The 24,307-nt window shown below is 64.3% G+C and carries 22 protein-coding genes and 1 tRNA gene; 8 read left to right on the top strand and 15 right to left on the bottom strand.

The features are described from left to right. Positions 1-3: 3 nt before the first annotated feature. The 13 genes from MKZ40_RS14710 to rplU form a co-directional block, all read right to left on the bottom strand. Positions 4-504 carry a GspH/FimT family protein gene (locus tag MKZ40_RS14710; RefSeq protein ID WP_175090338.1) on the bottom strand — a complete coding sequence of 167 codons (501 nt, stop codon included), beginning with the start codon at positions 502-504 and terminating at the stop codon, positions 4-6. A gap of 74 nt (positions 505-578) precedes the next feature. Beyond that, the gene (locus MKZ40_RS14715) at positions 579-1,067 is read right to left on the bottom strand and encodes a type IV pilin protein (RefSeq protein WP_175090337.1); all 489 of its coding nucleotides are present in this window, start codon (positions 1,065-1,067) and stop codon (positions 579-581) included. A 221-nt stretch (positions 1,068-1,288) separates the two neighbouring features. Then, positions 1,289-2,257, bottom strand: a complete 969-nt coding sequence (ispH, locus tag MKZ40_RS14720) for a 4-hydroxy-3-methylbut-2-enyl diphosphate reductase (RefSeq protein WP_175090336.1) — start codon at positions 2,255-2,257, stop codon at positions 1,289-1,291. Between the two features lie 60 nt (positions 2,258-2,317). Further along, the gene (fkpB, locus tag MKZ40_RS14725; RefSeq protein ID WP_175090335.1) at positions 2,318-2,761 is read right to left on the bottom strand and encodes an FKBP-type peptidyl-prolyl cis-trans isomerase; all 444 of its coding nucleotides are present in this window, start codon (positions 2,759-2,761) and stop codon (positions 2,318-2,320) included. Between the two features lie 20 nt (positions 2,762-2,781). Continuing rightward, positions 2,782-3,309 carry a signal peptidase II gene (gene lspA / locus MKZ40_RS14730; protein WP_054556926.1) on the bottom strand — a complete coding sequence of 176 codons (528 nt, stop codon included), beginning with the start codon at positions 3,307-3,309 and terminating at the stop codon, positions 2,782-2,784. Between the two features lie 118 nt (positions 3,310-3,427). After that, complete coding sequence (gene ileS / locus MKZ40_RS14735) at positions 3,428-6,259, bottom strand: isoleucine--tRNA ligase (RefSeq protein ID WP_175090334.1); 2,832 nt, start codon at positions 6,257-6,259, stop codon at positions 3,428-3,430. A gap of 11 nt (positions 6,260-6,270) precedes the next feature. Continuing rightward, entirely contained in the window at positions 6,271-7,404 is a 1,134-nt protein-coding gene (gene ribF, locus MKZ40_RS14740) for a bifunctional riboflavin kinase/FAD synthetase (RefSeq protein WP_175090333.1), read from the bottom strand. A 134-nt stretch (positions 7,405-7,538) separates the two neighbouring features. Then, positions 7,539-9,077, bottom strand: a complete 1,539-nt coding sequence (gene murJ / locus MKZ40_RS14745) for a murein biosynthesis integral membrane protein MurJ (RefSeq protein ID WP_282627962.1) — start codon at positions 9,075-9,077, stop codon at positions 7,539-7,541. 237 nt (positions 9,078-9,314) lie between these two features. Then, a complete protein-coding gene (rpsT, locus tag MKZ40_RS14750; protein ID WP_043335965.1) occupies positions 9,315-9,581 on the bottom strand; it encodes a 30S ribosomal protein S20 in 267 nt (88 codons plus the stop codon). 301 nt (positions 9,582-9,882) lie between these two features. Continuing rightward, a complete protein-coding gene (proB, locus tag MKZ40_RS14755; RefSeq protein WP_282627961.1) occupies positions 9,883-11,046 on the bottom strand; it encodes a glutamate 5-kinase in 1,164 nt (387 codons plus the stop codon). Between the two features lie 220 nt (positions 11,047-11,266). Next, positions 11,267-12,463: an Obg family GTPase CgtA gene (gene cgtA, locus MKZ40_RS14760; protein WP_175090330.1), complete on the bottom strand. Its 1,197-nt coding sequence runs from the start codon at positions 12,461-12,463 to the stop codon at positions 11,267-11,269. A 125-nt stretch (positions 12,464-12,588) separates the two neighbouring features. Further along, positions 12,589-12,846, bottom strand: coding sequence for a 50S ribosomal protein L27 (rpmA, locus tag MKZ40_RS14765; protein WP_043335969.1), 258 nt, complete (start codon positions 12,844-12,846; stop codon positions 12,589-12,591). A 33-nt stretch (positions 12,847-12,879) separates the two neighbouring features. Further along, entirely contained in the window at positions 12,880-13,191 is a 312-nt protein-coding gene (rplU, locus tag MKZ40_RS14770; protein WP_043335971.1) for a 50S ribosomal protein L21, read from the bottom strand. A 283-nt stretch (positions 13,192-13,474) separates the two neighbouring features. On the opposite strand from rplU, the gene ispB reads away from it, so the two are divergent. Together ispB and MKZ40_RS14780 are read left to right on the top strand one after the other, a co-directional pair. After that, complete coding sequence (gene ispB, locus MKZ40_RS14775) at positions 13,475-14,464, top strand: octaprenyl diphosphate synthase (RefSeq protein WP_107335841.1); 990 nt, start codon at positions 13,475-13,477, stop codon at positions 14,462-14,464. Between the two features lie 230 nt (positions 14,465-14,694). After that, a tRNA-Pro gene (locus tag MKZ40_RS14780) sits at positions 14,695-14,771 on the top strand. Between the two features lie 230 nt (positions 14,772-15,001). Here MKZ40_RS14780 and MKZ40_RS14785 read toward each other — a convergent pair. Beyond that, entirely contained in the window at positions 15,002-15,262 is a 261-nt protein-coding gene (locus MKZ40_RS14785; protein ID WP_175090329.1) for a hypothetical protein, read from the bottom strand. A 198-nt stretch (positions 15,263-15,460) separates the two neighbouring features. On the opposite strand from MKZ40_RS14785, the gene MKZ40_RS14790 reads away from it, so the two are divergent. From MKZ40_RS14790 to MKZ40_RS14800, 3 genes are all read left to right on the top strand, one after another. Continuing rightward, positions 15,461-16,318 carry a TlpA disulfide reductase family protein gene (locus MKZ40_RS14790; protein WP_175090328.1) on the top strand — a complete coding sequence of 286 codons (858 nt, stop codon included), beginning with the start codon at positions 15,461-15,463 and terminating at the stop codon, positions 16,316-16,318. A 138-nt stretch (positions 16,319-16,456) separates the two neighbouring features. Continuing rightward, on the top strand, positions 16,457-19,399 hold the full coding sequence (rapA, locus tag MKZ40_RS14795) for an RNA polymerase-associated protein RapA (RefSeq protein WP_175090327.1): 2,943 nt from the start codon (positions 16,457-16,459) through the stop codon (positions 19,397-19,399). A gap of 232 nt (positions 19,400-19,631) precedes the next feature. After that, entirely contained in the window at positions 19,632-20,393 is a 762-nt protein-coding gene (locus MKZ40_RS14800) for an RluA family pseudouridine synthase (RefSeq protein ID WP_175090326.1), read from the top strand. Positions 20,394-20,413: 20 nt separating this feature from the next. Here MKZ40_RS14800 and MKZ40_RS14805 read toward each other — a convergent pair whose 3' ends face one another. Continuing rightward, a complete protein-coding gene (locus tag MKZ40_RS14805) occupies positions 20,414-21,349 on the bottom strand; it encodes a TIGR01777 family oxidoreductase (RefSeq protein WP_175090325.1) in 936 nt (311 codons plus the stop codon). Between the two features lie 163 nt (positions 21,350-21,512). Here MKZ40_RS14805 and MKZ40_RS14810 point away from each other — a divergent pair, with 163 nt between their 5' ends. The 3 genes from MKZ40_RS14810 (at position 21,513) to MKZ40_RS14820 (ending at position 24,301) form a co-directional block, all read left to right on the top strand. Continuing rightward, positions 21,513-22,697, top strand: a complete 1,185-nt coding sequence (locus MKZ40_RS14810; protein ID WP_175090324.1) for an FAD-dependent oxidoreductase — start codon at positions 21,513-21,515, stop codon at positions 22,695-22,697. 39 nt (positions 22,698-22,736) lie between these two features. Then, positions 22,737-23,123 carry a CbiX/SirB N-terminal domain-containing protein gene (locus MKZ40_RS14815; RefSeq protein WP_175090323.1) on the top strand — a complete coding sequence of 129 codons (387 nt, stop codon included), beginning with the start codon at positions 22,737-22,739 and terminating at the stop codon, positions 23,121-23,123. Positions 23,124-23,389: 266 nt separating this feature from the next. Next, entirely contained in the window at positions 23,390-24,301 is a 912-nt protein-coding gene (locus tag MKZ40_RS14820; protein WP_175090322.1) for a MerR family transcriptional regulator, read from the top strand. Positions 24,302-24,307 lie beyond the last annotated feature (6 nt).

A 24,307-nucleotide genomic window follows, 5' to 3' on the forward strand; every position in this document is an offset into this window, starting at 1 on the left:
CTGTCATGAGCAGTCCCCCCCGGATTCAAGGCGGACACGGCCTGAAGGAGCCACTACCACAGAGGTAGCATCGGACGCCGCACAGAACACCAGCGTGCTGTTGCCACTAGTCAGCGTGCCGCGATCGTTGTAGGTGATCCTGGCGGCGCCACCCGACTGGGCAACCGCATTGCTGTCCTGATGAATCCACAGGCGATCGTCGAGGGTGAAGTTGGAAGTGCTCCCGATATAGACGACCCAGCCACTCGCCCAGTCATCGTCGCAGGCCGTGGGGTTGGGGGTGGCCACGCTCGGCGCATAGGGACAGACACTCACATCGACACCGCGCGTGGTGGCGGTGCTGCGCGCCATGCCGAGCGCATGGGTCAGGGCACGCACATCGGACTCCACCTGAGAGCGCTGCACCAGGCCTTGCCAGGCCGGCACCGCCCAGGTCGCGATGATGGCAATGATCGCCACCGCCACGACCAGCTCGATCAGGGTGAAACCACGGGATTGGCGCATGAGAGATACGTCTCCTTGCCGCTGAGGGTCGACCGGCCATGCCGGACTCGAGTCTGTCTCTTGGGGACTCATCATCACCAGCACCGGCCTCCTCCTTCGGCACCGGTATTCATGTCCTGGTCCATCCACAGTACGCCGCAGTCGTCATTGAGTTGTGCCCCTTGAGGCGTCGCCTGCAGGACGAAGGACGAGGCAGACAGACTGCGATACGTGATCAGGTAGCGAAGATTGCCACCACCATCCTCTATACGGCTGACGCCATCCGTCGGCTGGTCATCATCCCCCACGGGTGCCTCGGAGAAATTCTGATAGTAGAAGCCATGCAGCTGTCTGGCCTGCTGCCCCAGCGCCTGCTGGGCATGCGAGCGCCAGCTGCGCTCCACATAACCGAGATAGGAGGGAATGGCGACCGCCGCCAGAATGCCGATGATCGCGACCACCATCATCATCTCGATCAGGGTGAAGCCCTGAGCCCGACGCCTGCCAGGTGCCCCGCGCCCCGGTTTCGGCTCACGGCGTGCACCTGCACTGCTGACACCGGTGACCGAGAACAGTCGTGGCATGGGGGATTCTCCAGAGTACGAACTATACCTCCATTATGTATCATTTCGGTAACCACGTATTACATTTTTTTTCAATGCGCACCAGATTGATCAACGATCGTGCTCAAGAATGCTGTCACTTATACAAGAAACTGCTGAATTGAATGGTAAAATGCGAATGGCACCCACAAAAAAGCCGCGACAGAGTCGCGGCTTCTTCACCGGCAGGAACTTACAAGGTGTTACAGCTCGCGGATCTGGTCCGAGGCGATCAAGCGCTCCTTGAGTTCCTTAGGCATGGAGAAGACGATGTTCTCCTCCTGACCCTCGAGTTCCTCGGGTGCCGAGGCTCCCAGCGCCATCAGGCGATCGATCACGCCCTGCACCAGCACTTCGGGGGCGCTGGCCCCTGCGGTGATACCGATACTGCCGATCCCCTCGAGCCAGCTGGCCTCGATCTGCTGCGCATCGTCGATCAACCAGGCGGGGGTCTGCATGCGCTCCGCCAGTTCACGCAGGCGATTGGAATTGGAGCTATTGGGGCTGCCGACCACCAGCACCACATCGCAGGCTTCCGCCAGCATGCGCACGGCATCCTGGCGATTCTGGGTCGCGTAACAGATGTCATCCTTGCGCGGGCCCTGAATCGCCGGGAAGCGTTCGCGCAGCGCATCGATCACGCGCGCCGTGTCATCCATGGACAGTGTGGTCTGGGTGACGAAGGCCAGCTTCTCCGGGTCCTTGACCTCCAGACTCGCCACATCGGACTCGTCTTCTACCAGATGGATGGTGCCACCCCTGGAAGTGTCATAGCGGCCCATGGTGCCCTCCACTTCGGGGTGGCCCTCATGACCGATCAGCACGCAATCCTGGCCCTTGCGCGCATAGCGCAGGACTTCCATGTGCACCTTGGTCACCAGCGGACAGGTGGCATCGAAGACCTTGAGGTTGCGACGCTCGGCCTCTTCCTGCACGGCACGTGAGACACCGTGCGCCGAGAAGATGACGATGACGTCATCCGGCACTTCGTGCAGTTCCTCGACGAAGATGGCGCCGCGCTCCTTGAGGGAGTCGACCACGAAACGGTTGTGCACCACCTCGTGACGCACGTAGATCGGCGGCCCGAACACGTCGAGCGCCCCGTTGACGATATCGATGGCGCGATCCACTCCGGCGCAGAAACCGCGCGGGTTGGCCAGCTTGATCTGCATGACAGGCTCCGCTTGATGGCGAGGTGCACTCACGGGGGAGCACACCTAGGGAAAGAAGACTCAGTGCGTGGTCGCGGGGGCGACTGACAGCACCTCGACCTCGAAGGTCAGGGTACGCCCGGCCAGCGGGTGATTGAAGTCGACCTTGACGTCACGCTCATCGATCTCGCGGATGATGCCCGGCAGCTCCGAGCCCGACGGCTCGGCGAAGGACATCACCATGCCGACCTCGATCTCTTCATCGAAGCTCTTGCGCGCCACGGTCTGGACGTTCTGCGGATTGTGCTGACCGAAGGCATGCTCCGGCGTGATCGTGAAGCTGCCGGTCTCGCCCGCCGCCATGCCCATGATCGAACGCTCGAAGCCCGGGGGCAGATTGCCGTCACCCACCTGGAAGGAGGCCGGTGTCTTGTCGAAAGTGGAGTCCACCTCGGTGCCGTCTTCCAGACGCAGACGGAAATGGAGGCTGACCTCCATGTTATCGGCGATACGATGCTCGCTCATGCTGACCTCGCTTGTGGCGCTCATTCGGAGCGGCCACGGAAAGATTCAAGAATCAGTGCCACGGCTCCCAGGCTGATGGCGACATCCGCCACGTTGAAGGCCGGGAAGAAGGCATTGCCCCAGTGGAAGGACAGGAAGTCCACCACGTAGCCATGCACGACACGATCATAGAGATTGCCAAGCGCGCCCCCCAGCACCAGCGCGATGCCCAGCGCGGTGAAGGTCTCGTGACGCTTGAGGCGCGCAAGCCAGATGCTCAGGCCGATGGCTGCCACCACCGCAATGCCCGCAAACAACCAGCGCTGCCAGCCATCATGGCCGGCCAGAAAACTGAACGCCGCGCCGGTGTTGTGGAGCAGCGTCAGATTGAAGATCGGCAGCACTTCGTTGGCCTGACCATAGACCAGCGAACTGCTGGCCAGCCACTTGGTGGCCAGGTCCAGCACCACGATCACCAGCGACAACCATAACCAGCGCAGCGGCGAGCGCATTGGCTCACTGCCGGCCGAGGGAGTATCCGTCGCGGGGCCTTGTGAAGAAGACGTCATGTTACCTTCCTGTCGTGAAATGAGTCTGCGACCGGCAAGACACGAACGCCGGGCCAGAGCCCGGCGTTCGATATCAGCGCTCAGCGGAGGCTGAACGATGCCTCGGTCGCATCAGCGATCAAGCGAAGTGACGCGTCTCGCCTTCGCCATCCGGCAGGTTGGTCACGCAGCGGCTGCACAGCGTCGGATGTTCCGGCAGGGTGCCGACTTCCGGACGGTGGTGCCAGCAACGCTCGCACTTGGCATTCTCGCTGACCTTGACCGCCACCTTGAGGCCGGACACGTCGGTCTCTTCTGCCTCACCGGCCGCCTCGAGAGGCGCCAGGGTCACGCCGCTGGTCAGCATCACGAAGCGCAGCTCGTCGCCGAGACTTGCCAGCAGCGTATTGAGCTCGTCATTGACGTAGAGAGTGACTTCCGCCGCCAGGCCGTTCTTGACCAGACCGGCGTTACGCGCGCCTTCCAGCGTCTTGTTGACCGCCTGCTTGACGTGCAGCACCTGCTCCCAGAACTCACGCCCCATGGGGGCATCATCCGCCAGGGTGGTCAGGCCGGTGTAGGCCGTCTCGAGGAAGATGGTGTCCTTGCGCGGGCCCGGAATGTTGGCGTAGATCTCTTCACCGGTGAAGGAGAGGATCGGCGCCATCCAGCGTGCCAGTGCCTCGATCACGTGATACAGCGCCGTCTGGCAGCTACGACGCGCACGCGAGTTCGGCTGCGTGGTGTACTGGCGGTCCTTGATGACATCCAGATAGAAGCCGCCCAGCTCACGCGAGCAGAAGGTCAGCACCTGCTGATAGATGTCGAGGAAGCGGTATTCCTCGTAGGCCAGCTCGACACGTGCCTGCAGCTGGGCGGCACGATCGACCACCCACTGGTCCAGCGCCAGCATGTCGTCAAAGGCCAGCGCATCACGCTCGGGCTCGAAGCCGTTCAGATTGGACAGCAGGAAGCGCGAGGTGTTGCGGATACGACGATAGGCATCGGCGGTCCGCTTGAGGATCTCGTCCGAGACGGCCATCTCGCCGGAGTAGTCATTGGAGGACACCCACAGGCGCAGGATGTCGGCGCCCAGCTTGTCCATCACCTGTTGCGGCGCGACCACGTTGCCGACGGACTTGGACATCTTGCGACCCTGCGCATCCACGGTGAAACCGTGAGTCAGCAGCGCCTTGTAGGGCGCATGGCCATCGATGGCACAGCCGGTCAGCAGTGACGAGTGGAACCAGCCACGGTGCTGGTCGGAGCCTTCCAGGTACAGGTCGGCACGCGGGCCTTCCTCATGACCATGCGGGTGCGAGCCACGCAGCACATGCCAGTGTGTCGTCCCGGAGTCGAACCACACGTCCAGCGTGTCGGTGACCTTCTCGTAGTTCTCGGCCTCATCGCCCAGCAGCTCCTGGCTGTCGAGTGACCACCAGGCGTCGATGCCGTGCTCGGCGACGCGATCGGCGACCGCTTCCATCAGCGCCACGCTGTCGGGGTGCAGTTCCCCCGTCGCGCGATGCAGGAACAGCGGAATCGGCACGCCCCAGTTGCGCTGACGCGAAATGCACCAGTCCGGACGGTTGGCGATCATGCTCTTCAGACGCGCCTGGCCCCAGGCCGGGATGAAGGCGGTGTCCTCGATGGCGGACAGCGCCTTGTCACGCAGGGTCACGCCATCGGTGCCGGGGAAGTCCATGCCGACGAACCACTGGGCCGTCGCGCGATAGATGACCGGCGTCTTGTGGCGCCAGCAGTGCATGTAGCTGTGGGTGATCTTCTCGTGCGCCATCAGCGCGCCGAGCTCTTCCAGACGCGCGACGATGTTCGGATTGGCCTTCCAGATGAACTGGCCACCGAATTCCGGCAGGTCCGGCACGTACACGCCATTGCCCTGCACCGGGCTCTCGATCTCGTCGAAGCTCATGCCGTAACGACGGCAGGTATGGAAGTCATCCTCGCCGTAGGCCGGCGCGGAGTGGACGATACCGGTACCGGCACCGGTCTCGACGTAGTCGGCCAGGTAGACCGGCGACAGACGATCGTAGATCGGGTGACGGAAGTTGATCAGCTCCAGCGCCGCGCCGTTGACGGTCGCCAGCGTCTCACCGCTCAGACCGAAGCGCGCCAGACTGTCCTCGACCAGCTCCTCGGCCAGCACCAGCATGCGCTCGCCGGTGTCGACCAGCGAGTAGACGAAGTCCGGGTGAACGTTGAGCGCCTGGTTGGCCGGGATGGTCCACGGAGTGGTGGTCCAGATCACGATCGCCGCCGGCTTGCTCAATGACTCGAGGCCGAAGGCCTTGGCCAGTGCCGCACTGTCGTCTGCCGCGAAGGCGACGTCGATGGCATCAGAGGTCTTGTCGGCGTACTCGACTTCCGCTTCCGCCAGCGCAGAGCCGCAATCGAAGCACCAGTTGACCGGCTTCAGCCCCTTGAAGACATAACCGCCCTTGACCATCTCGGCCAGCGCACGGATCTCACCGGCTTCATTGGCGAAGTCCATGGAGCGATACGGGTTGCCCCAGTCACCGACGATGCCGAGACGGATGAACTCGTGTTTCTGACCTTCCACCTGCACGCCAGCGTATTCACGGCAGAGATGACGCGCCTTCTCGGACTCGAGGTGCTTGCCGTGGGTCGTCTCGACCTTGTGCTCGATGGGCAGACCATGACAGTCCCAACCCGGCACGTAAGGCGCGTCGAAGCCCGCCATCGTCTTGGACTTGACGATGATGTCCTTGAGAATCTTGTTGACGGCATGACCGATGTGAATATTGCCGTTGGCATAGGGAGGGCCGTCGTGGAGCACGAAGCTCGGACGGCCCTTGCCTGCTTCACGCAGACGCGCATAGAGGTCAATCTCGTTCCAGCGCGCCAGTTGCTCCGGCTCACGCTTGGGGAGATTGCCGCGCATCGGGAAGTCGGTATCGGGCAGATTCAAAGTGTGCTTGTAGTCGCTCATAGCCTTTCGGGTCAGCCGTCGTGGGGGCGGGAAGCCTGGGCTTCCCGAGCTGTGGAATCAGACACCTCAGCAGTGCCGTGTAAGGGTGCCGTCGGCGCATCCGTCATCAGTGCGCTCAGCGGACGGCTGGCCAGCGGCAGGTCAGCCATCGAGGTCATGCAATCGAGCAACGCCTGCTCATCACCGGCAGGCATCTCGCCCGCGGCCAGCGCGAAGAAACGCTTCGCGAGGGCGATATCGGCGTAGATGGCGGCCTTGAGGGCCTCCAGCCCATCGAAGCGCTGTTCACCACGCAGGAAGGCGCAGAAGCTGACGCGCATCGGCTGGCCATAGAGGTCTTCTGCGAAGTCCAGCAGATGGACCTCGAGCACCGGCCGCGGCGTACCGACCGTCGGGCGCCAGCCGATGTTGGCCACCGCCGGACAGTCGCGGCCGTCGGCAAGGTGCGCCATCACCGCGTAGACGCCGGAGACCGCCAGCGGCGCATTCGGCAGCGGCAGGTTGGCGGTCGGCACGCCCAGCGTGCGACCCAGCTGGCGGTCTGCGACCACGCGTCCCTGCCAGTGGTAGGCGCGCCCCAGCAACCAGGCGGCCAGCGCCATGTCGCCTGCAGCCAGCACCTCACGCACACGGGTGCTGGAAACACGCTCACCGGCGATCTCGAAGGTGCGGGTATGTTCCACCGCAAAGCCTTCGGCGGCACCGATGCGCTCCAGCAACGCGAAGTCTCCGGCGCGATCGCAGCCGAAGCGGAAGTCGTCACCGACCACCAGATGACGCACGCCGAGCCCATCGATCAGCACCTGCTCGATGAACTCGCGTGCCGACAGCGAGCGCAGCGTCTCATTGAAGGGCAGACACAGTACGCGCTCGGCGCCATGGCTGCCCAGCAGACGCGCCTTGTCCGCCAGACGCGTCAGCCGCGGCGGCGCCTTGTCACCCGCGAAGAACTCACGCGGCTGCGGCTCGAACACCACCACCGTGGCGGGCAGGCCATAGGCCGCCGCGCGCTCGCGAAGTTGCTCCAGAATCGCCTGGTGGCCAAGATGCACGCCATCGAAATTGCCGATGGTGGCCACACAGCCGCGACTGCCATCCTGCTTGCGCAGGCGGGCGAGATTGTGGAGTCCTCTGATCAAGTCCATGCGTGCATCACACAAGCCGCCGAAAGTGGTCGATTATAGCGAAGGGGCACGGCGCTGACAGCCACCGTTGCCCCACCAGGGAGAAAACAGCTGGAACCGGGGACACCAACCTGCGTGGCACCCGGGCAGCAGACTCAGCTCTGCATGCGGAAATGGCGCGGGCGGACACCGCACAGCCCCAACCACACCGCATAGGCCAGCACACCGCCGACGACCAGCGCTCCCATCATCGCACAGCGCTCCCACAGGCCCCAACCAAGCCAGGTGGTCCAGTCCGGCGACAGCCACATCAGGCCGCCGCCCATCAGGGCGCAACCGCCGATCAGCGTCAGCGAATAGCGTCCCCAACCGGACTGGAAGCGCAGCACGCCGTCACGATACAGACCGCGTGCCAGCAGGCCCGCATTGAGGAAGGCCGACAGCGCCGTGGCCAGCGCGAGCCCGGCGTGCGCCAGCGGCACGATCAGCGCCAGGTTGAAGGCCATGTTGGCGACCATCGCGATGATACCGATCTTGACCGGCGTTTTCGTGTCCTGACGCGCATAGAAGCCCGGCGCCAGCACCTTGATCAACATGAAGGCCAGCAGGCCGAAGCTGTAGGCACGCAGGCTCTGGGCCGACATCACCACATCGTTGTCGGTCATCGCGCCGTAGTGGAACAGCGTGATCAGCAGGGGTTCGGCCAGCACGCCGAGCGCCAGCGCCGCCGGCACACCGATCAACAGTACCGAGCGCAGCGCCCAGTCGAGCATCTTCTGGAAGTGCTCCAGTGATTGCTCGGCGTGGCGCTTGGAGAGCGCCGGCAGAATCACCGTCCCGATGGCGATGCCGATGATGCCCAGCGGCAGCTCGACCAGACGGTCGGAGTAATAGAGCCACGACACGCTGCCGGTGACCAGAAACGAGGCCAGCACGGTATCCAGCAGCAGATTGATCTGCGAGACCGAGACACCGAACAGCGCCGGGGTCATCAACTTGAGAATGCGGCGCACGCCCTCATGGGCGAAATTCGGCCATGGCTTGGGCATCAGGCCAAGCCGCAACAGGAACGGCACCTGGAACAGCAGCTGCACGCCACCGGCGATCAACACGCCCCAGGCCAGCGCCATGGCGGGTGTCTCGAAGCGAGGGGCCAACAACAGCGCCGCGCCGATCAGACTCAGGTTGAGCAGCACCGGCGTGATGGCCGGCACCGCAAAGCGATTCCAGGTGTTGAGCACACTGCCCGCAAAGGCGGTCAGCGAAATCAGCAGCAGATACGGGAAGGTCAGGCGCAGCATGTCACCGGTCAGCGCCAGCTTGCCGGCATCGTCACCGAACCCGGGCGCGAAGACCCACACCAGCCAGGGCGCGCACAGCATCGCGAGCGCGGTGATCAACGCAAGTACGACGCCAAGACTGCCGCTGACGGCGTCCAGCAACTCGCGGACCTCCTCCCGCGTCCGGCGAGTCGCATACTCCGACAGCACCGGAATGAAGGCCTGGTTGAAGGCACCCTCGGCAAACAGGCGGCGCATGAAGTTGGGGACCTTGAAGGCAACGAAGAAGGCATCCGCCCCGCTGCCGGCGCCCAGCAGTGATGCGATGGTCACATCGCGCGCCAGCCCAAGCACGCGCGACAGCATCGTCATCACGCTGACGATCAACCCCGAGCGCAACAGACCACCCCGCACCGGCAGGCTGTCGCCCGAACGGGTCTCGCCCTGGGCACTCGCCTGTGAAGCGGACTGCGCGGCAGCTTCGGCCCTGCCATCTTCTTCCCTGACTTCCTTCTCGCCTGCGGGCGACTCATCCTGCGGCTTGCTCACCCTGACACCCCTCTCGCTTCCCTGACCTGACACCGATGCCATCCACTCGACAGACAGACACAAAAAAACCGGCCGAAGCCGGTTTTTTCACACTCACACGTCTTAGACAGCCAGTGCCTTGACGCGAGTGTTCAGACGGCTCTTCAGACGAGCGGCCTTCTTCTTGGACAGAATGTCCTTGTCGGCGTAACGGTCGAGGACCTTCTGCGCGACATTGAAAGCGGCCATGGAAGCAGCGTGATCGCCAGTCTTGACGGTCTTCAGCACGTTCTTGATGCTGGTACGCACGGCGGAACGCTGTGCGGAGTTGTGCTGACGACGAACTTCAGCCTGACGAGCGCGCTTACGTGCTTGCTTGGAATTTGCCACTTTGATGCTCCTTATGAGTCCACCCGTAGGCGCGTACTCATGAACTTGAATTTGGAAGACGTTGTCGCACCGCGACAGCGAGTCCGATCATCTCTCGTCTTTCGACACTGATGTGAAGACTTTCGAGAAATCAGCGACTTGACGTGGAAGCCCCGTCAAACCTTCGCCATCGGGGCGGACCAGCACCCGACAGGACGGCAAAGTCTAGCATGACCCGAGCGTATATCGCCAGTCTGAGCTTGCCTGTACCGGCCCTAGGCACAGACCCAGGCACAGAGCCAGGAAGCAGGCCTCATGGGTGCTACAGCACGATGAGGTTGTCGCGGTGGATCAGTTCCGGCGCCTCGATATAGCCCAGCGTCGCCTCGATCTGATGACTGGGCAGGCCGAGAATCCGTCCGGCATCTTCGGCGCTGTAATTCACCAGGCCCTTGGCGATGCGCTGGCCGGATTCATCGACGCACTGCACCAGGTCACCGCGCTTGAAAGCGCCTTCGATCTTCCTGACGCCCACCGGCAACAGGCTGGAGCCACGCGTGGTCAACACATTGACGGCCCCGGCATCCAGCGTCAGGGTGCCGCGCACCTGCAGCTGTCCCGCGATCCAGCGCTTGCGTGCTGCGATCGGTGCATGCTCCGGCAAGAGGAGCGTGCCGAAGCGCTCACCGGAAGCCAGCCGAGTGATGACCTCGGGCTGACGACCAGAAGCGATCACGGTCAATGCGCCACTGCGCGCCGCCAGACGCGCCGCGCGCACCTTGGTCGCCATGCCGCCACGCCCGAGCAAACCGCCGCCGCCGGCCACCTTGACCAGTATCGGGTCATCGGCCTGGGCTTCCTCGATCAGGCTGGCCGCCGGGTCATGACGCGGATCGGCATCATAAAGGCCTTCCTGATCGGTGAGCAGCAACAGCACATCGGCTTCGAGAAGATTGGCGACCAGCGCGCCGAGGGTGTCATTGTCGCCGAAGCGGATCTCGTCGGTGACCACGGTGTCGTTCTCGTTGATCACCGGCACCACCCGCAGGTCGACCAGGGTGCGCAGCGCCGAGCGTGCATTCAGGTAGCGCTTGCGGTTGGAGAGGTCATCGTGAGTCAGCAGAATCTGCGCCGTGGTCAGGCCATGACGATGGAAATGCTCTTCATAGCACTGGGTCAGGCCGTTCTGACCGACCGCCGCTGCCGCCTGCAGCTCATGCACACCGCTGGGGCGAGCTGACCAGCCCAGCCGCGACATGCCGACCGCGATCGCCCCGGAGGACACCACGATCACCTCGACACCCCGCGCGTGCAGCGCCGCGATCTGATCGACCCAACGCCCGATGCCGGCGTCATCCAGCCCGCGGCCGTCGTCGGTCAGCAGCGCACTGCCGATCTTGACCACCACGCGCCGTGCACTGGCCAAGGCCTCGCGCCCCGTCTGACTGCCCAGCTCCGCCACTTCCGCCACCTTCTGCTCCGACACCGCGCTCTCTCCTGTCATGTAATCCCTCGCCGGCAGGCCCTGCCTCCCTGCTTGCCATTGTCTGCTCCCGCCAGCCCGCTGTCATCACTCCTCGCCGGCCCCGACAACGAAAACGCCCCGCCGCGAGACCATGAGGTTCGGGGCGGGGCGTGAATCGCGCAGCGGGTCGCTCGTCACTCAGTGGCTACCGCGCAGGACAGCCACCGGACAAACTGAGACCTCAGGGCGCGTATTCGACTTCGACGTCGTAATCGTCGTCATTGAAGTCGTCATCGTCCTCTTCTTCGTCATCCTTCTTGCGCTTGCGACGTGTCAGGCGCTCTTCAGCGCGCTCCAGCGACTCGTTCTCCATGCGCGCCAGCAGGGCGGCATGTGCCTCGGCAGCTTCCGGATCTTCCGCCAGCTGCAGGCGTTGCTCGCCCAGCCAGCGGTGTGCGGCCTGCACCAGCTCCTGGGTGCCGATACCGCTGGCCGCGGAGACGACGAACAGCTCGCCTTCCCAGCCCAGACGCTGGACGAGGTCCTTGACCATCGCGTCACGATCCTCTTCCGCCAGCAGATCGACCTTGTTGATCACCAGCCAGCGCGGCAGCTCCGTCAGTGCCGAGGAGAAGTTCTCCAGCTCCTTGAGGATCGCCTCGACCGCATGCACCGGATCGCTCTCGTCGAAGGGGGCGATATCCACCACGTGCAGCAGCAGGCGCGTACGCGTCAGGTGCTTGAGGAAACGCAGTCCCAGGCCGGCACCATCCGCCGCGCCTTCGATCAGACCGGGAATATCGGCCATCACGAAGTGCTGGTGGCTACCGATCTTCACGACACCGAGGTTCGGCACCAGGGTGGTGAACGGGTAGTTGGCGACCTTGGGCTTGGCGGCGGAGACGGCTCGGATCAGCGTCGACTTGCCGGCATTCGGCATGCCGAGCAGACCGACGTCCGCCATCACCTTCATCTCGAGACGCAGGTTGCGGCGCTCGCCCCAGGTCCCCTTGGAAGTCTGACGCGGCGCGCGGTTGGTGGAAGACTTGAAGTGGATGTTGCCCAGCCCACGACGTCCACCCTGCGCAACCAGTACCAGCTGGCCGATTTCCGTCACGTCACCGATGATCTCGAGGGTTTCCTCGTCGATCACGGTGGTGCCGACCGGCACCTTGACGATCAGGTCCTCACCCGCCTTGCCTGCCATCTGGCGGCCTTGACCGGCATCGCCGCTCTCTGCCTGGTAGTAGCGCTGGAACTTGAAGTCGATCAGGGTATTGAGCGAGTCATCCCCGATCAGATACACACTGCCGCCGTGCCCACCGTCGCCCCCATCGGGACCACCGCGCGGCACGTATTTTTCACGGCGAAAACTCAGGCAACCATTGCCGCCACGTCCGGCCTCTACAATGATCGACGCTTCATCAAGGAACTGCATGCTGCTCTCTCCTGACGACGACCCGGGCCGTCATGCGACAAAAAAGCCCCGCCTGAGCGGGGCTTCCTTGCAGACCGTCCCACGATACCGGGGCATCGTCCAGTCTGCGTAAGCTGTCAGACGTTTCAGGCAGAAACGATGCTGACGAACTTGCGGTTCTTCGGACCCTTGGTCTCGAACTTCACGTGGCCGTCGGCCAGAGCGAAGAGAGTGTGGTCCTTGCCGATGCCGACGCCAGTACCAGCGTGGAAACGGGTGCCGCGCTGACGCACGATGATGTTGCCGGCGATAGCCGCTTGGCCACCGAACAGCTTCACACCAAGGCGCTTGGATTCAGAATCGCGACCGTTGCGGGTAGAGCCCGCCGCCTTCTTATGTGCCATTGGATAATTCTCCTATGGTGGGTAGCGCTGCAATTAAGCAGAGATACCAGTGATCTTGACTTCGGTGAACCACTGACGGTGGCCCGCACGACGCATGGAGTGCTTCCGGCGACGGAACTTGATGATGGTGACCTTGTCGCCACGGCCGTGAGACACGACCTCGGCAGAAACCTTGGCACCTTCAACCAGCGGAGCGCCGACCTTGATGTCGTCGCCTTCAGCGACCATCAGGACTTCGTCAAACTGGATAGCTTCGCCAGTCGCGACTTCAAGCTTCTCGAGCTTCAGGGTCTGGCCTTCCTGAACGCGGTACTGCTTGCCACCGCTCTTGATAACTGCGTACATGATTCTCTCCATCGAACTCATCAAGGGTGTGCTCTTGGGTGGCCTGCTGCGAGTGGCGCCCCTTCTGGAGCCATCTGACAGGGAGCGGGATGAGTCACGGCCGCGTATTATAGCGCCACGTGCCGCGACCGACAAGCAATGTCAAGGTTTACGCGACCAATCGGCCGCCAGCCAGCGTCCTTGCGCGGGTGCACGCCTTGACGGCCATAGGGGTGCCCCATAGCATTACCGCCAAACGGCACGCCACGGCGGCCTCACCTCTCGCTACGGGCACGACGATCTCATGCAAGCCGACGCATCGACCCTTCACGCGGCAGTGGCAGATGACTTCGCCGCCGTCGACCGCACCATCCTCGCGCAGCTCGAGTCGCGCGTGCCGCTGGTCCAGACCATCGGTCAGTACATCATCCAGAGTGGTGGCAAACGCCTGCGCCCGGTGCTGGTGCTGCTGGCAGCCCGCGCGCTGGGCTATCAAGGCGAGAAACACGTTCATCTGGCCGCGCTGATCGAGTTCATGCACACCTCGACCCTGCTGCACGATGATGTCGTGGATGAATCCAGCCTGCGGCGCGGCCGTTCCACCGCCAATGACACCTGGGGCAATGCGCCTTCGGTGCTGGTCGGTGACTTCCTCTATTCGCGCTCCTTCCAGATGATGGTCGAAGTCGGCTCGATGGACGTGATGGCGATACTCTCCGCCGCCACCTGCACCATCGCCGAGGGCGAAGTCCTGCAGCTGACCAATATCGGCAACGCCGACATTGATGAAGCCGCCTACTTCGAGACCATCCACGGCAAGACTGCCATGCTGTTCGAGGCGGCCGCCCATGCCGGCGCGATTCTGGCCAGGGAAACCGACGACACTGTCACGCCGGCACAGGTCAGCGCGCTGCAGAACTATGGCCGCTACCTGGGCCTCGCCTTCCAGCTGATCGATGATCTGCTCGACTATCAGGGCGATGCCGAGACCATGGGCAAGAACGTCGGTGATGACCTGGCCGAAGGCAAGCCGACCCTGCCGTTGATTCGCGCCATGCAGGTCGGAAGTCCGGCTCAGGCCAGCCTGGTGCGCGGCGCCATCGAGAAAGGTGGGTTGGAGCAGCTCGACGAGGTACTGGAAGTGGTACGCCTCACGGGCGGTCTCGACTATACCCGCAGCCGTGCCCAGGAGATGGCCGACAACGCCCTGAACGAGCTCAAGGCGCTGCCGGAGAGCGAATTCCGCGACAGCCTCGAGCGCATCGCGCTGTTGAGTGTCGGCCGCCAGGCCTGATATGCGCAAGACGATGGCCTGCCTGGCAGGTCATCGGTCAGTCGATCATGGCAGGAGAAGACCGCCGTCAACGTGGCGAGAAGCGCCAGCAGGATGAGGTGAATGGAAGCGCGCTTCTCGACAGCCGAATTGTCCCTTGAGACTCAGATAAAACTTTTTGGCCTCAAGGGCTTGCAAAGCAAAGCTGCCTGCGTATAATTCACCTCCGTCGAGACAAGCTCACGACGCATCGGAGTATAGCTCAGCTTGGTAGAGCGCTGCCTTCGGGAGGCAGAGGTCGTAGGTTCGAATCCTGCTACTCCGACCAGACATATGAAAAAGCCGCTGATCATTGATCAGCGGCTTTTTTGATGCTGGAAGGTTTTTCCTGCCTCACCAGCCTCCTTCTGCTTGCTCGCGCCTGCGACGCCCCCCCCCGACGCGCTACGCCTCAGGATGCCCCATGCACACACTGTTGAGATACTGCATGGAGCGCGACGGCTACCGCCTGCAGGGTGACTGATTCATAGCGCGCACTGAGCCATATCGAGCGGCGAGTCAGTCGGACATCCAGCTGTCACTCGCCTTGCGGGCCCGCTCGCGACCAGCACGTTCACGGTCGCGGCGGGCCTTTTGCTTGAGGTAGTAACTGCGCAGGGCAAGGCCGAGTCCGAAGGCCAGCATCAGGGCGAATACCAGCCCCTGCCAGAGGCGGGCGGCATCGCCAAGCCAGGTCTCCAGCGCGACGATGGCGATCAGGCCGCTGGCCTGACTGGCAACGGCGATGGCACGGCTACGGTCATAATGATGTGACAGCATGGGGATATCCTTGGAGCGTCCTCGGCGGCGGAGCAATGCTCAGCGCGCGGGGCGTGGATGTCGAAGTCCATCGATTATCGCATACTCGAGCCTCGCGCCTGCAGCGCCTGCCGAGCGTTTTCCAAGCGCTTGCCACATACAGGCCGACAGGTATTGCTGCCCTGAACGCTCTCCCGGACACCGCCAGAGGATAACCGCATGGATGCCATCGCCCTGGGCCCTGCCCTGATTTCCGTCGAACGCCTCTATGCCTTCGTGGCAGCCCTGGTGATGCTGATCGAGTTCTCGCTGCTGATTCGTCTGCTGGCACGCATGCACGCCAGGGGTACGACCGCGCCCGCTCACGATTCACCGCCGCTGAGCCCCTCGCGCTGGTTCAATCGCATGCTGGTCAGCTGGGTGATCGGTGCGCGCCTCACTCATGTCGCGCTGCACTGGGCAAGTTATCAGCAGGCACCGCTGGATATCCTCAAGCTGTGGCAACCGGGCTATCACCTGTTCGGCGGCATGCTGGCCGCGACCCTGGCCAGCCTGTGGCTGCTGCGCCGGCATGGCACGATTCGCCAGGTCATCGCGCTGGGCAGCCTGACCCTCGGCCTGACCGCCTTCCTCGGCCTCAAGCAGCTCGACCCGCTGGGCAACGACTCCGCCCTCGACGCGATGCCTGCCATCACCCTCCATCATCTGGATCGGCGCCCCGTCGCGCTGAATGACATCCAGAACGAGCGAGTGATCGTCAATCTGTGGGCCACCTGGTGCCCGCCCTGCCGCCGCGAGATGCCACTGCTGGCAGAGGCCGATCGGAGACCCGGCGTCACCGTGGTACTGGCCAATCAGGGCGAGCAGGCGCTGGCGGTGACCCGCTTTCTGAAAAGCGAACAGCTGACGCTCGAGTACGCGCTGCTCGACCCCGCCATGCAGCTGATGGCGCTGGCCGAGGCGCAGGGCCTGCCCGCGACACTGGTCTTCGATGGCGACGGACAGCTGATCGAGCGTCATATCGGCGAACTGAGCCGCGCTCAGCTGGACGCCCTGCTACCGGCGTCACAGCCATAGGACGACACGCCGGTGGCCTCGCTTGGTGCGACAAAGACGCTCGCCACAAGAAAAGGCGCTTAAGCCACGGCGTCTGATCCGGTAAGATACCGCGCCCCTGTATTCCCGATTCCCGTCTTTGTCCTACCCCGAGGCTTCATGAGCGACTTCATTCCCGGTCAGCGCTGGATCAGTGACGGCGAGGCTGATCTCGGCCTTGGCACCATCCTCAATGTCGACTTCCGTACCGTCACCGTGCTCTTTGCCGCCAGCGAAGAAACCCGCACCTACAGTCTACGCGAAGCGCCCCTTACCCGGGTGGCCTTCGGCAATGGCGACCGCATCCAGTCCGACGATGGCGAATGGCTGATCGTCGATGACTTCAAGGAAGTGCGCGGCCAGATCGTCTACATCTGTGAGCGCAGCGGCGAGCATGCCGGCGAGCTCATCGAGCTTCCCGAAGCGCGCCTGAACGACAAGATGCAGTTCAATCAGGCGCGTGACCGTCTGCTGACCGGCCAGGTCGACCGCAATGACTGGTTCGACCTGCGCTACCGCACCCTGCGCCACTTCCATCGTGTCGAGCAGAGCCCGGCGCTGGGCCTGTCCGGTCCCAAGGTCGATCTGGTGCCGCACCAGCTCTACATCGCCGATGAAGTCTCGCGCCGTCACGCGCCGCGCGTACTGCTGGCCGATGAAGTCGGCCTCGGCAAGACCATCGAAGCCGGCCTGATCCTGCACCGCCTGCTGCTCAGCGGCCGCGCCAGCCGTGCGCTGATCCTGGTGCCCGCCAGCCTGACCCACCAGTGGCTGGTCGAGATGCTGCGCCGCTTCGCGCTGGATGTCTCGCTGCTCGACGAAGAGCAGTGCAAGGCCTACGGCACGCGCAACCCCTTCGAAGGCAACCAGATCATTCTGGCCAGCCAGGACTGGCTGTTCGCCAACCCGTCGCGTCAGGTCCAGGCTGCCGCCTGCGACTGGGACATGCTGATCGTCGATGAGGCCCACCACCTCGACTGGAGCGAAGACAAGGTGGGCCCGGGTTACGCCTGTGTCGAATCCCTCGCTCGCCAGACCGCCGGGGTGCTGCTGCTGACCGCCACGCCGGAGCAGATGGGGCTAGAGAGCCACTTCGCGCGCCTGCGCCTGCTCGACCCGGAGCGCTATCACGACATCGAGCGCTTCAAGGCCGAGGAACAGGGCTATGTGGCCGTCGCCAGCGCCATCGACGCCCTGGAAGCGCTGCCCGCCGATCAGTCCGGCCTCGACAGCCTCGCCAGCGTGCTGGATGACAGCGACAGCCGCGCCCTGCTCGACACCCTGATGGCCAGTGATGCCGACGATGCCCAGCGCGACAGCGCGCGTCGTCAGCTGCGTGATCAGCTGCTCGATCGCCACGGCACCGGCCGCGTGATGTTCCGCAACTCGCGCACCCATGTCGCCGGCTTCCCCGAGCGTCGCCTGCACGTCCATGAACTGGAACTGCCCTCCTCCTACCGTCGCGTGGTGCGCAAGCTGGAGCGTGACGAGGACTACCTCGATGACCTGCTGATCGAGACCGGCATGAACCACCCCGAGGTGGTGCTGTTCCTCGACGAGATGTATCGCGCCTTGCCCGATGACCGCATGAACGCGGAACCCTGGTGGCAGATCGACCCGCGCGTCATGTGGCTGCTGGAAACCCTGACTGACCTCGGCAACGAGAAGGCGCTGGTGATCTGCCATACCGCCGATACCGCGCGTGAGCTGTCCGAAGGCCTGCGCGTGCTGGGCGGCGTGCATGCGCCGGTCTTCCATGAGGGCATGAGCCTGGTCGAGCGCGACCGTGCCGCCGCGGCCTTCGCCTCCGAAGAGGAAGGCGTGCAGCTGCTGGTGTGCTCGGAAATCGGCTCGGAAGGTCGCAACTTCCAGTTCTGCCACCACCTGGTGATGTTCGACCTGCCGGTGCACCCGGACCAGCTCGAACAGCGCATCGGGCGCCTGGATCGCATCGGCCAGCAGTTCCCGATCGAGATCCACGTGCCGGTCTTCGAAGGCTCACCGGGCGCCCAGCTGCTGCGCTGGTACCGTGACGGCATGGACGCCTTCAGCGCGCCGCACGGCATCGGCAGCGAGCTCTACGCCCAGTTCGGCGACGAGCTGGAAGAAGCCCTGCTCGACAGCGAAGAGATCGACAGCATCATCGAGCAGACCCGCGAGCGCTTCGATACCCTGCAGGAAGAACGTCAGTCCGGCCGCAACCGCCTGCTGGAACTCAATGCCTGCCGTCACGAGCGCGCCGAGGAAGTCATCGCCGCCATCGAGACGCTGGACAATGACAAGGCATTGCCCGGCTATCTGGAGCGCGCCTTCGACATCTTCGGCATCGAGAGCCGGGACCTCGGCGACGGCATCACCTATCTGGCGCCGGGCCCGCACATGCTCGACGGCCTGCCGGGACTGGTGAAGGGCGAGGAAGGCTTCAGCGTCACCAGTGACCGCGCCACCGCGCTGTCACGCGAAGACGTGCAGCACCTGTCGTGGGAGCACCCGCTGGTGCGCGAGATGCTGGTCCGCATCCTGGACGGCTCGATGGGCAACACCGCGCTGGCGCTGCTCAAGCACCCGGCGATTCCCGGTGGCCGCCTGATGACGGAAGTGGTGTTCCGCACCCAGTCCACCGCGCCGCGCGGCCTGCGTCTTGGCCGCTTCCTGCCGCCGACCGCCATCCGCGTGCTGCTGGATGAAACCGGCAGCAACCTGTCCGACAAGGTGTCCTTCGGCGGTCTGGCCAAGAACCTCAAGCCGGTCAAGAAGGCGGTCGCGCGCGACCTGATCAAGCAGAGCCACGCCACGCTGCGCAAGCTGATGAGCGATGCCGAGCAGGAAGCCGAACGCGAACTGCCGACCATCGTCGAGCAGGCCCAGCAGCAGATGCGTGAGCAGCTCAGTGCCGAACTGGCGCGCCTGGAAGCCCTGGCCAGCCACAACCCGGCCGTGCGCGAGGAAGAGCTCGAAGCACTGCGCCAGGAGCGTGCCGCGCTGGACAGTGCCATCGAGACCACCCGTCTGCGTCTGGACAGCGTGCGCGTCATCGTCACCGTGGATGCCCACGAGCGTTGAGCTGACCGCAGTCGTCAGTGATGAACCTGAAACGCCCCACCTGCCATCGGCAGGCGGGGCGTTTTGCCGTATGCGCCAGCGACAATGGCCCGCTGGACTTGCCAGATCGCCCAGCGGCCGCGACGATGCCATCGCTTGCGCGTCACGACTCACGGCTCATCACTTACGCTTCACCACTTGCGTTGCACCCCTTTCGTTTCATCCTTTCGTTTCATTACTACAGAGCACCCCCATGGCGAGATCATATCCAGAGAGCGGCGAGGCAGCGTCAGGGCAAGGTTGGCAAGGAGAGCGCCTGGCCGAGGAAGGCGAGCGTGTCGCAAGGGTGGGGCTGTCGCTGCTGGCGGCAGGCGATGACTGGTGGGCCATCGACAAGCCGGCCGAGCTGCCCTCGGTGCCGGGGCGTGATCCCTCGCGCTTCGACAGTGTCCATTCGCGCCTGTGCCAGCTGAGCGAGGATACGCGCGCCGTGCATCGCCTGGATGTGGCGACGTCCGGTGTGCTGCTGGTGGCGCGCAATGTCGAGGGCCAGCGGCGGCTGTCGCGGCTCTTCCAGTCACGCACCATCGAGAAACGCTATGTGGCCGTGGTGGCAGGTCATCTCACGCCCGCCGAGGGCAGCATCGCCCTGCCGCTGCGCTGTGACTGGCCACGCCGCCCGCGTCAGATCGTTGACTTCACGCATGGCAAGTCGGCACTGACGCATTATCGGGTCGAGCAGCATCTGACGCTCGCGGGCCAGCGCCCGGATGGTACGTCGCAGCCCCTCGCCGCCAGCCGTGTTTCGCTGACGCCACATACCGGCCGTTCACACCAGCTGCGCCTGCACATGCTGGCGCTCGGTCATCCGATCATCGGCGATGGCTTCTATGCGCGCGGAGCGGCACTCAATGCCAGCCCGCGCCTGTTGCTGCATGCGGCACGCCTGGTGATTCCGCCAGCCAGCGACAGCGATGCCCTACCACTGGTGCTGGAAGCGCCACTGCCCTTCTAGCATCGCCTTCCTGCCAAGGCTCACTTGCGTGACAGGATATCGGCGAAGGCCACGTCGAGGGTCGGGTAATCGAAGGTGAAGCCGGCAGCCAGCAGACGCGCCGGCACCATGCGGGCGCCCTCCAGCAACAGGGTGCTCATTTCCCCCAGCCCCAGTTCAAGCGCCTTGGCCGGCAGCGGCAGGATCGCCGGACGCCCCAGACTCCGGGCCAGAGCGTGGGTGAAGCCCATATTGGTGACCGGGTGCGGCGCGCTGGCATTGAAGGCGCCGCTGAGGCTGTCATCCGCCAGCAGGCGCTCGATGATGCGAATCATGTCGTGGCGGTGGATCCACGGCATGTAATGGCGTCCATCGCCCAGCCGCCCCCCGAGCCCGAGCTTGAAGGGCGTCAGCAGCTTGGCCAGTGTGCCACCATCGGCCTCCATCACCAGGCCAGTGCGGATGATGGCCAGTCGCACGCCGTATTCGGTGACGGGCATGGCGGCCGCCTCCCAGTCGCGACACAGGCGGTGATTGAAATCATCGTGGGGCGTCGCCTGTTCATCTATCTCGACATCGCCCGGCTCGCCCGCCTTGGGCTGTGCACCGTAATAGCCCATCGCCGAACCGGACACCATCACCTGCGGCGGATGGCCTTCGGCAGCCAGCTGCTGACACAGCATCACCAGATGCTCGGTGGTCTCCAGCCGCGAACGGCGCAGCTCACGCTTGTGATCCTCGCTCCAGCGCCGCCCGGCTATCGACTCCCCCGCCAGATTGACGATGCCCTCGGGCTGCCAATCCTTGAAGGCCAGTGACGAATCCGCCGCGACCACCGTCAGCCCCAGGTCGGCAAACTGGCGCTCAGCACGCTCCGGGCGGCGCGATACGACCGCCAGCGAGTGGCCCGCAGCGGCCAGTGACTGACACAGCGCCAGGCCGACGAACCCCGTTGCACCTGTTATCAATATTCGCATGTTGCCCTCCTCGGCGATGAAGCATCGAGTGTGCCGACTTTCGCCATGAATCTATACTTATATTGTACAATTATGCGCAAGAAGTTAACTTTAGCGTATCTGCTGTCGGGTCACATGACGACCCGTCCCCCCTGAACACCGCCCGCGCAGGAGTCGCCTCCAGATGCCAGTATCGTCCATCGCCATCATCGGTGCCGGTATCGCCGGATTGTCTGCCGCCACCCGACTGACCGCGCAGGGCCATGCGGTAACGCTATTCGAGAAGGCGCGCGGCCCCGGCGGACGCCTGGCCAGTCGCCGCACTAGCGAAGGCCCCATCGACATCGGCGCGCAATACTTCACGGCGCGTGATCCACGCTTCCAGTCCGCGCTCGAGCAGTGGCGGGCCGCAGGCGTCGTCGCAACTTGGGGTGAGAGACTGTTGAGCCTCGGCAAGCCGGCGTCTGACGAGAGCCAATGGCAGCGGCTGCGCGATGATTCCACCCGCTACGTGGCCAGTCCGCGCATGAGCGCCCTGAGCCGCCACCTCAGCGAACAGCTGCCGGCCCACGCCAGCCTGCACAGCGAGACGCGCATCACGCGCCTGATCGCGGACGATGGCACGGCATCAGACAAGCGCTGGCGGCTCGAGGACAGCGACGGTGATCAGCACGGCCCCTTCGATCACGTGGTGATCAGCGCGCCGGCGCCGCAGGCACGTGCCCTGCTGAGCACGGCCGGCACCGACACCCAGGGGGTGGCGCTCTGCGAGAACTCGCTTGCCCCGGCACTGAGTGAGGCGCTGGCCCGAGTGGAGATGGCACCGACCTGGACACTGATGGCCACTCTGGAGACGCCGCTTCCCGCGCTGGGGGGCGACGATGACTGGCAAGGGTTGCTGGTCAGCCGCGGTGATGATGGCCCCCTGCGCTGCGTGATGCGCCAGCATTCGCGCCCCGGCCGCCAGACACCGTCACATGCCAAGGAGACCCTGAGCCTGCTGGCGACCGCTGGCTGGAGCCGGGCGAACCTGGAGAAGTCGCCACAGGAGGTCGCGACCTTGCTGTGGAAGGCCTTCGAGACACTGCCCGAGATCTGCGAGCTGGCGCCGGGCTGGAGCCGGGGCAAGGTCACCCTCGCGGCGCATCGCTGGCGTTACGCCCATCCGACCCAGACACTGCCGCAGACCTCAGCGGCAGCCGGCCGGAATGGCGATGACCAGAACGCCCAAGCCCACAATGTCTGCGGCCAAGGGGCGTCCGGGCTATGGCTGGCCGGAGACGCCCTGCGTGGCCCGCGAGTCGAGGACGCCTGGCTGTCAGGGCACGAGGTAGCCGAACAGCTGCTCAACACCCTCGCCGACAGCTGATACGCTGCCGCGACCCCTCATCGCCCACAGGATAGCTGCATGACTACGTCCACAGATCACGACAACGCCTTGATTCTATTGGCCCATGGGTCACGTGACCCGCGCTGGCGCGAGCCCTTCGAGGCACTGGAAGCCACACTGGCTTCCCGCCTCAAGCGTCCGACGCGCCTGGCCTATATGGAACTGTGCGACCCGCTGCTGACCGACACCATCGATGCCCTGGCGGCAGACGGTGCCGCGCGTATCGACATCCTGCCGCTGTTCTTCGCGGCCGGCCGTCATCTGCGTGAAGACGTGCCCGCCATGCTGGAAGAATCGCAGCGCCAGCACCCCGACTGCCCCATCAGCCTGCTTGACCCGGTGGGAGCACATCCGGCCTTTGTCGAGGCCTTGATCCAGATTGTGGAGCAACAGGACAACGCCTAGATGGCCAATTTCATGACGGGACCTCCTGCGTCGAAGGCGCTGTGATGCACCTTCAAAACATGCGCACCGAGGATGCGGCGCAGCTTGCCTCTTGTCAGGCTCTGGCGGCTGCGCCATCCTGATGCCCACATGTACAGCTAGTGCACAAGATGCATTGCCGGTATCCCACAGCGCCCCATGTGACGACACTTCAACTTTACCCTGTGTGTCGTCCTCACCTGTGCTTCACCCGGGATGCCTCGTCACCGCCAGAGGTAACACCATTCATGACTGACAAGGCCACGGAAACTGCCAGTTCGCCGCTGTTTCCGATCCGCGAAGTCTCTCGCCTGACCGGCGTCAATTCGGTCACGTTGAGAGCCTGGGAACGCCGCTACGGACTGATCGAGCCCCGCCGTACGCCCAAGGGGCATCGCCTGTATGCCCGCGAGGACATCGAGCGGATCGAACACATCCTGCAATGGCTCAACCGCGGAGTACCTGTCAGCCAGGTACGCGAGCTTCTCGACCAGCCGCAGCCGGAAAGCACGCCGATGCCGGACGAAGGCAGCTGGAGCGGCCAGCAGCAGCTGGCATTGGCCGCCATCGATGCCCAGGACGAGGCGCGTCTGGCCGAGCTGTACAACCAGAGTCTGGCACTGTACCCGGTCAGCAGCGTGGTCGAGCGCCTGTGGCGTCCGCTGCTCGAACAGCTCGAGGAGCGCGGTACCGCCACCTTCGGCACCCGCCTGGCCCAGTGCTTCTTCGAGAGCTTCCTGCGTTCGCGCATCGGTGCCCGGCTGGTGTTTGCCAATCAGGAGCGTCACGCCCCGCACATCACGCTGACGCGCCTGCCGGAAGAACCGGGCCTTAGCTGGCTGCTGCTGTTCGCACTGGTCGCCAGCGACGCCGGCTATCACGTCAGTCTGCTGGATGGCCCACTGCCGCTGGCGGAGCTGCCGCTGGCCGCAGAGCGCCTGCAGGCACAGGCCGTGGTACTGGTCGGCACCCAGGCAGAGCGCTCGGATGTCATGCGCCGTCAGTTGCCGCGGGTCGCAGAACAATTGAGCGTGCCGCTGGCCATCGCTGGCCCGGTCGCTCAGATTCGCCAGCAGGAGCTGGTAGACGGGCCCATCGAAGGCCTGGGGGCCGACCCGATTCAGGCGGTCGCTCGCCTGAGGTCCTTGATGGCACGTTGAACGCAG

It is taken from the genome of Cobetia sp. BMC6, assembly GCF_029991385.1.
GTDB lineage: Bacteria > Pseudomonadota > Gammaproteobacteria > Pseudomonadales > Halomonadaceae > Cobetia.

Bases quoted from the DNA above. Each gene is read 5' to 3' on its own strand.
- fkpB (WP_175090335.1), bottom strand. From the start codon at position 2,761: ATGAGCGAGCATCGTATCGCCGATAACATGGAGGTCAGCCTCCATTTC.
- MKZ40_RS14785 (WP_175090329.1), bottom strand. From the start codon at position 15,262: ATGCTGTCACATCATTATGACCGTAGCCGTGCCATCGCCGTTGCCAGT.
- MKZ40_RS14715 (WP_175090337.1), bottom strand. From the start codon at position 1,067: ATGCCACGACTGTTCTCGGTCACCGGTGTCAGCAGTGCAGGTGCACGC.
- MKZ40_RS14820 (WP_175090322.1), top strand. From the start codon at position 23,390: ATGACTGACAAGGCCACGGAAACTGCCAGTTCGCCGCTGTTTCCGATC.
- MKZ40_RS14805 (WP_175090325.1), bottom strand. From the start codon at position 21,349: ATGCGAATATTGATAACAGGTGCAACGGGGTTCGTCGGCCTGGCGCTG.
- cgtA (WP_175090330.1), bottom strand. From the start codon at position 12,463: ATGCAGTTCCTTGATGAAGCGTCGATCATTGTAGAGGCCGGACGTGGC.
- ispB (WP_107335841.1), top strand. From the start codon at position 13,475: ATGCAAGCCGACGCATCGACCCTTCACGCGGCAGTGGCAGATGACTTC.
- MKZ40_RS14800 (WP_175090326.1), top strand. From the start codon at position 19,632: ATGGCGAGATCATATCCAGAGAGCGGCGAGGCAGCGTCAGGGCAAGGT.
- lspA (WP_054556926.1), bottom strand. From the start codon at position 3,309: ATGACGTCTTCTTCACAAGGCCCCGCGACGGATACTCCCTCGGCCGGC.
- MKZ40_RS14790 (WP_175090328.1), top strand. From the start codon at position 15,461: ATGGATGCCATCGCCCTGGGCCCTGCCCTGATTTCCGTCGAACGCCTC.
- rplU (WP_043335971.1), bottom strand. From the start codon at position 13,191: ATGTACGCAGTTATCAAGAGCGGTGGCAAGCAGTACCGCGTTCAGGAA.
- MKZ40_RS14710 (WP_175090338.1), bottom strand. From the start codon at position 504: ATGCGCCAATCCCGTGGTTTCACCCTGATCGAGCTGGTCGTGGCGGTG.
- ispH (WP_175090336.1), bottom strand. From the start codon at position 2,257: ATGCAGATCAAGCTGGCCAACCCGCGCGGTTTCTGCGCCGGAGTGGAT.
- rpmA (WP_043335969.1), bottom strand. From the start codon at position 12,846: ATGGCACATAAGAAGGCGGCGGGCTCTACCCGCAACGGTCGCGATTCT.
- ileS (WP_175090334.1), bottom strand. From the start codon at position 6,259: ATGAGCGACTACAAGCACACTTTGAATCTGCCCGATACCGACTTCCCG.
- rapA (WP_175090327.1), top strand. From the start codon at position 16,457: ATGAGCGACTTCATTCCCGGTCAGCGCTGGATCAGTGACGGCGAGGCT.
- MKZ40_RS14810 (WP_175090324.1), top strand. From the start codon at position 21,513: ATGCCAGTATCGTCCATCGCCATCATCGGTGCCGGTATCGCCGGATTG.
- MKZ40_RS14815 (WP_175090323.1), top strand. From the start codon at position 22,737: ATGACTACGTCCACAGATCACGACAACGCCTTGATTCTATTGGCCCAT.
- ribF (WP_175090333.1), bottom strand. From the start codon at position 7,404: ATGGACTTGATCAGAGGACTCCACAATCTCGCCCGCCTGCGCAAGCAG.